The organism is Microcoleus sp. N3A4, assembly GCF_036701805.1.
GTDB lineage: Bacteria > Cyanobacteriota > Cyanobacteriia > Cyanobacteriales > Microcoleaceae > Microcoleus.
The window spans coordinates 1-11,961 of sequence record NZ_JAUBRJ010000124.1 but is presented as its reverse complement, the minus strand read 5'-3'; the positions used below and the strand labels follow the sequence as shown (position 1 = coordinate 11,961).

Genomic DNA, 11,961 nt, shown 5'->3' with positions numbered 1-11,961 from the left:
TACTAAAGTATCCCGTGTCGTTTTTCCTCCCAGCGCTAAAGCGACTGGGTTTCCAAACTCCCGCGAGGGCTATATGACTATTTAATAGTCCTACTACTTGTGCAATGTGCATCATCTGCGAGTTGACCTTTATCAAAGTATCGCGGTATCCACTCTGAGTCAACCCGCGAGGTTAAAATAAATGGTGTAGCAGGTCAAAAAAAGGTACAATAGGGCAGTAAAAGCACAAACAACAGCCTTGCCAGCAAAACTCCCCAGAATAGTTGTATATCTTGCAGAAGAACTTAAAGCAGACCTAGAGCGGTTAGCCTTCCTCGCATTATCGGCCGGTCTAGAATATGGTGTTGACATTAATTCAAGAAGCAGTAGATGAGGCTAAATCTGAGGGGAGAATTCAAAGCGACGATCGATCGCAGCAACACAAAAGCGACAGCAACGAACAAGACTTATTTTGGATGAAAAAAGGGCGATCGCACTTTTTCAATTCATACGATCGCCCTCAACAATTACTCTTTCCAGTAACGGGTTAAAATCCGAATTACCTCACCCGCTATCGGCGATGGTAGAGGCGGACTCCATTCTCCAACTTGTGCAAAACCTAAAACGTGCAGCAGATTAACGATGCTGTCTACCGCTTTGGGAACGCCACACAACAGCAAACGAATCGGTTGCTTACCTTGAGGTACATCAGGAATTTCTTCCCGGAGCAGTTCGGGAACTGACTTTGGCTGTGATATCATAGACTTTGAATTACACGAATAGTGGAATTGCGATCGCCCTCAAGTTTTCCAGGCCAGGGGCGATCGCTTTTCCGTTTGTACATCCTGAGTCTAGTTCAATCGCTGCCGTTTGTCAATCGTTACGACAAAATAAATGGTCGCAGCGACAACTGATGGGATAGTCAAGGTTGCAGAATGGTAACATCTGCTTGCAAAGTTATCCCTAGCAGTTGAGCATCAGCAGTGATCCGTTGGAAATTAGCAGTTGTGATGGCCGATCGCAATATCAGCAATAAAGAATTGGCTGCTTTAATTGGGATGCACCCAACTTCTGTGTCTAAAATCAAAACCCGTCGCCGACTCACCAGAATTGACGAAGCAACCCTTAGCGCTTTGTGCAGAGCACTGAACTGTCAGCCTGGGGATTTAATGGTGTATGAGGAGGACAATCCCGATGACTTAAAATGACATGGTGAACACGCTACCTATTACTTACTCTTCGCCAGATGAATGTCTATTTCCTGCTTCAGCTCGGCTGGTCAAATTCAGCAACCTGTTTTTGACCAAGGGATGTAATCGCTAAAACTAAAACACTTAACGTAAGGCCTAAAATCGCATAACTCGGTAGTGAAAAAATAGTTACTTTAAACAAATAAGGCAATTCCCCCCCCTTCCAGTTCCACCGCTTTTCTAGAAACACCAACAGCCCGCCATGAATCACAGCGGTTTGCACCGTGACACAGCCAACGCCCAATAACCAAACCGACATTCTTTGCCTAGAGAAGGCACAATTTTTAATCTGAAAACATAAATCATTCAGCAAAAAAACCACCGCCGGTGCTAACATCACAGAACTGGTGGGCTGAGAATAGTTGATAGCAATACTCAAAGTAGAAATTAGCACCATTTCAGATAAGTCAACCTTTTTTGACCAAGCATTGCGAGATTGTTTTTTGTAAAAATACCAACTCACTAAACCAACTAGCAGCAGACTGATCGAGTCAGAAAATAGCTTCGCCACAAAGGGACTATCGGGAAAAAATCTCGGCCCCATAACCCTTAAATCAAGGCGACTCATAGAAATATAAGCATTATTCGATGGATCGTTGAGCCAGAGTGGAAATCCACGAGTCGCATCCTGTATAAATCCTGTTAAAGAATTGCCCGTTACAGCTAGACCTATAACTGCTAAAAAAGTTACCGTTACTATTGATATAAAAACTAGCTTAAACCGTCTTTTGATTAAAAAATAAGGAATAAACAATATAACTAAAGTAGGTTTAAAAAGGGCAATTCCTAATAAAATTCCTGCAATTACATCCCGATTTTTTATAGCATAAATAAACATCCATAACAGCAGAACGGCAATAAAATTTGCCACATTGCCAACTTGAAGATCGAAGACAAAACCGTAGAGGAATGCAACTGATATACTACAAATAGTCCTAAAAGCTCGTGACTGCGACTCCAACAAGATATTCGCTCCCCATAAAACAAAACCTGTGGCAATAAGATGCAGCCAAGTCCAGATTGTGAATGCAGTCTTCATGGGGAAATAGCCCAAAAACCACAGCAGAGGAATGATATTAGGTGGATAAACAAAAGATGGAATAAACCCGCACACTTTTGTGATGCTACAGAAACCGATGTTAAACACCTCGACATTAAAGGGACTCAAATGCTGATGGGCTAATTTACTCGCTACATAAAACCACTTAAAATCCCAGTAAGGCGGATCTGGTCGATGAGTCAGATTGTAAACCAACCAACCGGTATAACTGAGAAATCGGGTGAGAACTAATACAAGAACTGCTTGCAAAATAAAGTTAACGAAAGGTTGACGCAAAAACTGAGTCAACCTTTCGATCGAAGGATGTTTTAAAAAGAAAGAATCTTGCCATGCTGTTTTTTCGCTATCTAATCGCCAATTAAATTTTAGAAACAAAGCGACTGTAATTAAAATAATTACATTCCTGAATCCAAAGCTAATCATAAAAAATAATTTTAATAAATTTACTCTTTGATGATATCACAACCATAAAATATCAACTAAAAATCAGCATTTCAACCTAAAATATTGACTTTTGTTCCAGATTTCTACCTAACTCTCTTTTCTCTCTTCTCTCTGCGTCCTCTGCGCCCTCTGCGGTTAGAAAAAAAAATCTTATTCACAAACGAAATAGCATTGCCATCCAAAAGCCCGATCGCACTTTTGTCCCTTATAACCCTGTTCACCCCCAAACATATGCGTTAACCTAGTTGACTACAGCTTGTACCGCACTCCCCAACTAAATTCATGCTTCCCCGCATCAAAGAATTAGCCGCCACCCTAGCACCCCGCTTAATCGAAATTCGCCGCCACATCCACTCCCACCCCGAACTCAGCGGCCAAGAATATCAAACCGCCGCCTACGTAGCCGGAGTTCTCGCATCCACCGGAGTCCGCGCGATCGAAGGAATCGGCAAAACAGGAGTCCTCGGCGAACTCAAAGGCAACAGCAGCGAGTCCCGGTGGCTGGCAATTCGCACCGATATGGACGCTTTGCCGATTCAAGAACGCACTAACTTAGAATTTTCCTCCCGCAACGAGGGAGTGATGCACGCCTGCGGCCACGACATCCACACCACCGTCGGTTTGGGCGCAGCAATGATATTGTCTCAGCTAGAGGAAAAATTGCCAGGTCACGTCCGCTTCTTGTTTCAGCCGGCGGAAGAGATTGCCCAAGGTGCTCAATGGATGATTAAAGATGGGGCGATGCAAGATGTTGACGGCATCCTCGGAGTGCACGTTTTCCCGACGATTCCCGGCGGTTGCATCGGTATCCGCCACGGGGCACTGACGGCGGCGGCAGATGACATAGAATTGATTGTGATGGGCGAATCCGGCCACGGTGCGCGTCCCCACGAGGCGATCGACGCAATTTGGATTGCTTCTCAGATAATTACCACTTTGCAGCAGGCAATTAGCCGCACGCAAAATCCTTTGAGGCCGCTGGTTTTGACGATCGGGCAAATTAACGGCGGGCGAGCGCCGAACGTGATTGCCGATCGAGTAAAATTGCTGGGAACCGTGCGATCGCTGCATCCAGAAACCCACGAAAAACTGCCGGCTTGGATCGAACAAATTGTTTCCAGCGTCTGCGCGACTTACGGCGCTAAGTACGAACTCACCTACAAGCGCGGCGTCCCCGGAGTCCAAAACGACCCAAAACTCACGCAATTAGTCGAAACTGCGGCTTTAGAAGCTTTAGGTCGATCGCGCGTCCAAATTTTACCAGAACCCTCCCTCGGCGCGGAAGATTTTTCGATGTATCTAGAACACGCACCGGGAACCATGTTTCGCTTAGGAGTGGGACTGACTGACAAACCGAACTATCCCCTCCATCACCCGCAATTTGAGGTTGACGAAGCGGCCATTGTGACCGGCGCTGTCACCTTAGCCTATGCCGCCTACCAATATTGGCAGCAAAAGTGAGAGTTATTAGTCATTTGTCATTCGTTATTTATCTAATCATCTCCGGTAAAATAGACCTAATTCCTGTAGGGGCGGGTTCGCCTTAGTCTCCGATATAACACTAGAGAACCAATAAACCCGCCCCGACTTTTTAGCGAACCGGAAGCGATCGAAATATATATGTCTATCTAGTGGGGGCGGGTTTTTGAGATTGTTAATTATTGGCCGGTATTGTTGGTGAACCCGCACCTACGAATTTTGGTTATTGCGATCGTACATTCATCAACAATTTACTATTTCCTCTGTTCCCTCCTTTGCAAATCCCGCAATTGCTTCTCTACCTTTTGGGCCATTGGCAAATCTCCCAAAGTTGTATATCCATCTTTTGCCATTCGCAAATATTTCATAGCTTCCAGATTATTTCTCATCGCTGAATGAACTTGTCCCAATCCGTATCTAGCGGCTGTCAACTCCTCAATATCGTCAGGTTTCGCGGTATTAATCACCTTGGAATAGTAGACTTCAGCCTGGGGAACCAGTTGTAGCTTTTCCAGATACAGGTCGCCCAACGTGCGATAAATAGGCGGTGTTTCCACGCCTGTTTGTTGTAAATCTTCTAAAATTTCTCTTGCTTCGGCAATCAAGTTTGTGTTAAGATAAACGCTAGAAATTGCTAATTTTTTAGCGTTTTCGTTAGGTACTTGTTTGTCGATCGCCCCAACCGCATCCTTAACAGCCTCAACCTGCTTCTCATCCAGCAACCCAAACTCTATATCTCCTTCTCCCACAGCACTTTCTGAAGAAACGCCAGTATTCGCCTCGACAATTAATCTGTACTTAACACCCGGTTTCAGCGCCGGTTCTCCCGGATACACAGCCTCAGTACCGCTAACAGTCATTTCCCAGTTTAATTTTGCTCCATTTTCGCGGAGGCTCAACTTATAGCTAGTAGCACCAGCAACCGGATTCCACCGCAAAATTGGCTTGCTGTCGAGCAATTTCGTCCGCCTCGGACTGATTATATAAGGAATTGGCGCGCTATTCCAAGCAATTTTACCGTCGCCGCGATCGGGACATCTAATTAAATTGCGATTGCATTCAGACTGCGACGTGTCGCTTACCAACAAACAGCTATTCAATTGATTTTCGCCGGCTTTAATTAACTTAATTCCTAAATCTGCACATTGGATTGTAATTTGTCCGTTTTGTGCAGTTTGCAGTTTGTCGCCCGGATAAATCGGCGTACCGGCGGTGGGGCGAATATTTCTGCCATCTTGACGCTGTAGCTGCACTTCGCCGCTAATATTCAGGATTTGTCCGTTAGGTATTCTTTTCGTTGCTGCGATTGCAGGGGAAATTATCGGATTGTTAGCAAAGATTTCGGGGAAACCCTCGCCAGTTCCGAAGTGGAGATGAGGCAAAATATCGACCGAAATTAACGTAAATGCGATCGAGCTTGCACCTATACAAAATGCCGTCTGTTTTTTCATTTAATCTTTCCTATTATTTGTAAACGTTGCTTTGCCAGTTGCCGACATTCATCTTGTTCTGGTATGCGAGAATTGGCAAATTTCAGCGTTTCTTGCCAATGTTTTAGTGATTCTTGCGGTTTACTTTTTGTTTCGAGTACCTGCGCTAAAAGACATTGAGCTTCGGGACTTTTACTGTTGAGAGATATTGCTGTTCTTAAGTCTTCTTCCGCTGCATCGTATCGCTTTTGGTTGAATCGCAGCCATCCGCGATTTTTGAAACAAGCTGATTTTACTCCATCGTATTTAGCATTTTCTAAGCAAAGTGCGATCGCCTTTAAAACCTCTTGAGGTTTATTTTCCAGCAAGAACGATCGAGATATTTGAGCGTGAGCTTCGGGAAGTCCCCGCCAGACTGCACTTTGCATAGCTTCTTGCGCGCACTTGCGATCGCTCAATTCGTTGCAAAGAAAAGACAAGTTATAGTAAGCCTCGCCGTTAGTGGGGTTGATTAACGCAGCTAAATTGTAGGAACTTTTAGCGATTAAAGGATTGCTGTAGTGGTTTGTCTTTCCAAATGCGTTGATTGCAGATGCAATATTAGGGCCGATGAATGGATAGCCGATCGCAAAAGTAGCTAAACTAATGCTGGCACGCTGCATCAATTTAGTTGGAATGATAAATTGCCGATAATGTGACGGTCGATCGCGCGCCACATCATCCGCTGCGGCCGTGAAAGGTCGATCGCGCGCCACATCATTCGCTGCAGCCGTGAAAGGTCGATCGGCTCCCCATTGTGGTAAAATAAACTCCTCAAACGTCGGATGCTGACACAGCATTGGAATCCCGCTAGCACCCGGAAATCGAGAGTCCCAGTACCGCAAATCATCCTTAGCTTTTCGCACTGCCAAAAACAAAAGCTCTCCTGCCGCCAAATATTTAAACAAGAACTTCACAAAATCGTGAGCAATTGGGTCTGGTAGCGGTGCGCGCATCACAATTATTGACGGTAAATCCAGACCCTCAGCAACTATATCTGTTGCAATTCCCAAGCTCGAACAAGAATTAAAAATCAGCAACTGCAAGCCATTACTAATAGCTTTTTTTAAACCAGCTTTTAACTCCTCTACTGTGATAGTATTGTTGTCAGAATTTCGATTGATATACAGCACCCCGTTAGCAGCATGATTATCGCTGTTGCTGTGTCCGGCAAAAAAGATAATTTGCCAGCCTTTTTCATCAAAAAGCTCATCGTGAAATTTTTGAGGTGTCGGCTCTTTAAGAAACTTTAATTCGCAGCGCTCTCCCAAACATTTTTCTAGACTTCTGCTATCTTTTTTAACATCAATTCCCTGACTGTTGCCTGAAACACATAAAATCCTGCCTTGGGAAGGTCGAGCTATTTCCCCTGCGTTTGTTTGTCGAGTAATTGTTTGATACTCTGACGAAGTGGGAATTATTTCGCAGTTCGAGTAAACTTCGCGAAATTTCCACGCATCCCAAGGCAACTCCCAAATCAGAGAATTATCGCTCTCTAAAAATATTTTAAAGCATTCAGATTTATTGCCAATTTCCGTTCTGAGATTTAACTCAATTTTTCTGAAAGATTCGTCAGCCTCAAGCCACTCATTCATGTATTTCTGCAAACTCGAATATACGGCTTCAGGTTTGTCCTCAGAAATGTTTGTGACACCAGTGGGATTAACTGCGATCCGAGTCGCACTGCTCGCAGGCTTGAGCCCGGTACAAATCAGTTTCCACCTTCTGTACAATTGCTCAAGTTCCGGTGCAGGCGGCAAGCTTCCTGAAAATTGAGCGAAGGTTTTTCCTGTTTCTTTGATTTCCGCTGTGACGTGAGAAAACCCGTATTTTAGACTCCCATAACCCAAAGCCAAGATGATAGTCCAGCTCATAAATTGGATGCGAGTGCAGTGATTTTCAAAATCATACCACAAAATTTTCTGTTACGCTCAAATCATCTAAGGCTACTCGGATGCTAAAGCTCTCTTCGGGTTTTACCTCAAACTCTTTCAGCAAGATACACAAATCTTGAACCGTTGATTCACTCTGGAGTAAGATTTTTCCATTGTCGGATATTAACGACAGTTTAGTATGAGGTGGCAGATACCTTTGTCCGATCGCCGGATGCAGTTGAACGTGAACTCTGACAGTGCGATCGCTCTCTTCAGCAATCGCCACCAACAAAGCAACAGTTGTCCTTCCCAGCCGCATTCCCAAGTCAATCAACTTAGCCCGCGTGACATCGGCTTCGGGAAACCTATTGATGCTGCTTTGACTGCCCTGCAAGGCAGATTCTTCTCTCAAATTTCCACCTCCTCGCAATGCAAAACTGGGGTTTTTTTCAGGAAAAATTAGGTTTTCTAAATTTTCTTTACCTTGCTCAATTTTCTGCCAGCCTGTTTCAAAAATATCCTTAAGCCAATTTCCAAAATTTGACGTAACCGGATTTTCAATCTCAACAGGAGAAGTTTGTGCCTGCGGGTTAAATACCGCTTCAAAAGGCTGCCAATCAGGCGTGAATACATTCACTAACCACTGACTGAGGTTAATTTTAGATTCAGACAAATTTTCGAGATGCCCTAAGAAATCATCCAGGGAATGCAATTCGCTCAATACTAATTCCCCCGCATCCGCAATCTTAGAAAAACCCAGCAATCTCGCTTCCTTTTCCTTTTCATCAATTTCTACTACAATATAGCCAATGCGTTCTGCCCTTGCTTCCACCGGCACCGGGCAAATTTCAGGCGGATGAACCGATGAATTCGGGTTGCCAATTTCTTGATTTTGAGATAGATTTTTAATCGGACGGCATTCGATTTTTCCCAATCCTTTAACATACAAATCTCCTGCATCTGCAAACAGGCGAATTACGGGATTCCAGCTATCGCATTCAGCCAAGTCAGTTTCTATATCGATTATTTTTAGATAATCGCGAACTGCCAGCACTGCCAAAGTATTGAGATAAACTTGCTCGTGCCTTTGCGGGTGGCGCTGTTGGGTGGCAAACTGCTGAGCAACTTGCAGTGCCTTCTGAGTAATTGGCATTGGCAAAGATTCGATTTCCCAAAGGTTGCTATGGTTCATTGTTCTGGTACACTCCTGGTATATTTAAAGTTTGATATCCTTGGTCTTCGCAAAATTTTTGCAGCAGATGACGACAGTCATTGTTGAACAATTGATATAAAGTAGAATGCGCGCAGCCAAACTCTTTTGCAAGTTCTTGAAGACTTTGACCGTACAAACACTTGCGCTGCAATAAAACTTGGCAGTTTATCTGCGGTTTGCCTCTAACGTGTCTGCTTTTCAACTCGTTATTTGGATCGCTTTCGATCCATTCTATAACTTCTTCAACATAGAAACTTGAATCCGCTTCTGCTGGTAATTTTTCAATTGAATTGACATTTTCTTCGTCTTGTTCTCCTTCTAAGGACACTATTTGACGGGGTTTTTGTTTTTGCTTTTCTTTTTGTTGGGCAAGGCGATAATCTAACAGCCGCTTTTTGAGATAGGGATTTAACCAAGTCGTAATCAGGCTTTCTTCGGGATCGTAAGGTCGTTTTGCTGTGGTAGCTTCACATAAATTCCGAGACAGATAGATCCATGTCTTGTTCAGTGCCTCTTCATAGTAAGGTGTGTTTTCTTTCCAGAGTTTGCCCGATTTGAGAATCTCTAGAATCAGTCGATGCAAGAAACGACCTCGCTGGGTACTGCCGGCGGGATGCTGGCAAGCTTTGGTGACGAGTTCGACGATTTGCTGGTGTGCGGGATCTCGATCGAACTTTTCCGATTTTACTGAGCACCCAACAGCATCGGATTCGTCGGATAAGTGGTCTTCCCCCTCGGAGGGGTTGGATTTATCAGTCATAGTTAAGTGCGGCCGCAACTTTGTTCCTACATTTACTTATCAGGTTGAGTAAGGAAATTTTTTGCGAACTGCCAAAGTTTTTTTTGAGCGGATGGTTGAAAGTCTTGCTGTGTCGTGGATTTGGCTGTTAAATTAGATGTGAATTTTTGTAAAGCGCGGAAAGATTGTGGTAAATACGTATAATTATACGTAGATAAATTGAAAAGCGTTCCGATGTTGATAGAGGTGCAAAAGCTATGCTGAGTGAATCTTCGCGCCTCGTGTACGGCGATGAATTAATTACCGCCACCGAATTGAACCGGCAACCAGGTAGAGTGCTGGATTTGGCGATGGATCATCCTATCACCATCACTCGCAACGACCAGCATTTTGCCTTGCTGCGCCGCGACGAGATGGCGCTGTTGGTAAAAGCCGCCGCCCTTTCCCTGAAAGTCTTTGAGGTGACAGCCGCTGCTTATCGGTTGCGTCTGGGAGAACAGATTGGTTCAGAACATCCCTATGGGTGGCTAAAAGTATTTGACAAGGATGAACTCAGTGAACTGATCGCAGAAATAGAGAAAGATTACCGTCTTGTGGAGTCGGAACCTGCGGCTTGGGATCGGATTGAGGCAAGGATTTATGAATGGCATGAAAGCGCGATCGCAATTTCTAGTCCTGAACTCGCAGCAGCTTTCAGCGATGAAATTGAAGAAGTGTTACTGACAAAACCGACCGCAGAAAACACTACCGAATCGGCTGCGGTATGACGCACTCTGCACCCATTCCAGACAATTCGGAAAGCCCGGTGTCTCCTGAAGAACCGCCAACACCTTCACCCGCAACTCTTGAAGCCGAAGCCGAAATTCCCGCACCAGCGCCTGTGCTTTCAGAGTTGGTAGAGCCTCCTGAAGAACCGCTGACAGCACCGCGAACAAAGCCATCTGCTAAAGAAAACGAAGTCAAACTTATCGCGCAAGTACCTGCATCGCCCTGGTTAGTAGTAGCGAAAAACCGACGGGTAAACCGAGATTGGGAAGCCTTAATGTTACGTGCTCCTGAGAATACTCGCCGGTGCTATCAGGATTTATGTAATGCGCCAATGGCAAGAAAACCAAAGAGAGTTTTTCCCTTAAAAGGTAAACTCTACAAAGGTGCATGGGAGTATGAAGTAACAAGCTCAGACCGAGTATTTTATGTACCGGATGAAGACCAACGCAAAGTGCTTGTTTACTACGCTGGGAGTCATCCTAAATCAGCTCCATTTCCTCCGTAAAGCAAGTGGTAGGGTGCATCAGTTGTGAGATTCTCGATCGCCACAAAAAGTCGAGTTCTGACGCACCGTTGGTTGGTAAGGTGCGACAGGGATGAGATTTTTGATAGAAAGCGAAAATAATCGTAGCTGACGCACCCTACAGATAAAAACTACTTAAAACACCGATCGCCCTGAAATCCAGAAAACACCCGTTTTTCCGTACTTTCACCAGTGTTTGCAAAACTTTACAAAAAAAATCCGTAGAGTTCTGCATAAAACTACCGAGCTCACCCTGATAAGTAAATAGGAATAACAAAAAGGCTTTAGGGGCGATCGATCTTTGGTGTTAACAACCAGATCGATCGCGCAATCCGGCTATCTCGTAATTCCGCAGTCCGGCAGGGGTTGAAACCCCTGCCTCAAAGCGAAAGTCGTCTGAAGACGACTGAAGAATTTACCAGTCCTCTTTCAGAGGACTTTAGCTATGAGGCGGGGAATTCATTCCCTGCCGGAATGTGGGGAAGCGGGTTATTCGATCGTCCTTAAATCCCAAAAACACCCGTTGTTCCGTACTTCCACCAGTGTTTGCAAAACTTTACAAAAAAAACTTGAGAGTTTTGCATAAAACCACTGAGCTCACCCTGATAGATATACAGAAGGGAAATTACGAAGTTCGATCGCACTTGTTGAGATTTATTCAAAAGTCGCATCGCGCGTAAATTCCCGATCGAATTCCGAACCAAATTCCCAAGGGATATGGGAAAGGGGCTCATCAGATGTTGGTTTAGTCTATTTCCACGGTTGCATTTATTGAGTTGATTTGAGTCAGTAATTGTGACAACTGAGTTGAAGTGCGATCGCGCTTCGCGAGACTTCAGTTTGGGTAAATGACGGATATACGGCAGTTCGAGAGTGCAGAAGTGCATAAGTGCGATCGGGCTTGTCGATAGAATCGCTTTGTCAATTTTCAGCACACATTAGACCTCTTGCGAAAGTCTCAGGCGATCTCTAATTTCGTCTTTAAAGAAAGTTCATAATTATAAATACCAGCGATCAAATTAAATCTTAATCCGAAGCGCCTTCTTCGATTCCGATATCTTGATGAAAGTATTCTAAATATATATATGGTTCTTCATTAGTTGGTATGCTAAACTAACAATTAAATGCTTGCGTAAGCAAACATCTATTTTTGTAGTTGTCAA

12 protein-coding genes and 1 pseudogene are annotated in these 11,961 nt (G+C 44.4%); 5 read left to right on the top strand and 8 right to left on the bottom strand.

What is annotated here, in order from left to right; genetic code table 11:
• The first annotated feature begins 338 nt into the window (after positions 1-338).
• Positions 339-530: a hypothetical protein gene (locus tag QUA56_RS35340; RefSeq protein ID WP_333368345.1), complete on the top strand. Its 192-nt coding sequence runs from the start codon at positions 339-341 to the stop codon at positions 528-530.
• Here the strand turns inward: QUA56_RS35340 and QUA56_RS35335 are convergent.
• Positions 507-740, bottom strand: a complete 234-nt coding sequence (locus tag QUA56_RS35335) for a hypothetical protein (RefSeq protein ID WP_333268222.1) — start codon at positions 738-740, stop codon at positions 507-509. The two genes, QUA56_RS35340 and QUA56_RS35335, sit on opposite strands and share 24 nt — an antisense overlap.
• Positions 741-962: 222 nt before the next feature.
• Between QUA56_RS35335 and QUA56_RS35330 the strand changes: the two genes are divergently transcribed.
• Complete coding sequence (locus QUA56_RS35330; RefSeq protein WP_332942898.1) at positions 963-1,187, top strand: helix-turn-helix domain-containing protein; 225 nt, start codon at positions 963-965, stop codon at positions 1,185-1,187.
• Between the two features lie 58 nt (positions 1,188-1,245).
• Here QUA56_RS35330 and QUA56_RS35325 read toward each other — a convergent pair whose 3' ends face one another.
• A complete protein-coding gene (locus QUA56_RS35325) occupies positions 1,246-2,712 on the bottom strand; it encodes a glycosyltransferase family 87 protein (protein ID WP_333368342.1) in 1,467 nt (488 codons plus the stop codon).
• A gap of 303 nt (positions 2,713-3,015) precedes the next feature.
• On the opposite strand from QUA56_RS35325, the gene QUA56_RS35320 reads away from it, so the two are divergent.
• Entirely contained in the window at positions 3,016-4,194 is a 1,179-nt protein-coding gene (locus QUA56_RS35320; protein ID WP_333368339.1) for a M20 family metallopeptidase, read from the top strand.
• Between the two features lie 272 nt (positions 4,195-4,466).
• Here the strand turns inward: QUA56_RS35320 and QUA56_RS35315 are convergent, their stop codons facing one another.
• From QUA56_RS35315 to QUA56_RS35300, 4 genes are read right to left on the bottom strand one after another with little or no spacing between them, the layout of a single operon-like run.
• Entirely contained in the window at positions 4,467-5,663 is a 1,197-nt protein-coding gene (locus QUA56_RS35315; RefSeq protein ID WP_333368336.1) for a hypothetical protein, read from the bottom strand.
• Positions 5,660-7,555 carry a CHAT domain-containing protein gene (locus QUA56_RS35310; RefSeq protein ID WP_333368334.1) on the bottom strand — a complete coding sequence of 632 codons (1,896 nt, stop codon included), beginning with the start codon at positions 7,553-7,555 and terminating at the stop codon, positions 5,660-5,662. Before QUA56_RS35310 ends, QUA56_RS35315 begins: the two co-directional genes overlap by 4 nt.
• 31 nt (positions 7,556-7,586) lie before the next feature.
• A complete protein-coding gene (locus tag QUA56_RS35305) occupies positions 7,587-8,747 on the bottom strand; it encodes a DUF1822 family protein (protein ID WP_333368331.1) in 1,161 nt (386 codons plus the stop codon).
• Positions 8,737-9,528: a sigma-70 family RNA polymerase sigma factor gene (locus tag QUA56_RS35300; protein ID WP_333368328.1), complete on the bottom strand. Its 792-nt coding sequence runs from the start codon at positions 9,526-9,528 to the stop codon at positions 8,737-8,739. The genes QUA56_RS35305 and QUA56_RS35300 overlap by 11 nt, the downstream gene beginning before the upstream one ends.
• Positions 9,529-9,764: 236 nt before the next feature.
• Here QUA56_RS35300 and QUA56_RS35295 point away from each other — a divergent pair, with 236 nt between their 5' ends.
• A complete protein-coding gene (locus QUA56_RS35295) occupies positions 9,765-10,274 on the top strand; it encodes a hypothetical protein (protein ID WP_333368325.1) in 510 nt (169 codons plus the stop codon).
• Positions 10,271-10,780, top strand: a complete 510-nt coding sequence (locus QUA56_RS35290) for a hypothetical protein (protein ID WP_333368323.1) — start codon at positions 10,271-10,273, stop codon at positions 10,778-10,780. Before QUA56_RS35295 ends, QUA56_RS35290 begins: the two co-directional genes overlap by 4 nt.
• A gap of 521 nt (positions 10,781-11,301) precedes the next feature.
• Here the strand turns inward: QUA56_RS35290 and QUA56_RS35285 are convergent.
• Positions 11,302-11,733, bottom strand: coding sequence for a hypothetical protein (locus tag QUA56_RS35285; RefSeq protein ID WP_333368320.1), 432 nt, complete (start codon positions 11,731-11,733; stop codon positions 11,302-11,304).
• A 23-nt stretch (positions 11,734-11,756) separates the two neighbouring features.
• Positions 11,757-11,876: pseudogene (locus QUA56_RS35280) on the bottom strand (IS5/IS1182 family transposase); the annotation flags it as partial.
• Positions 11,877-11,961 lie beyond the last annotated feature (85 nt).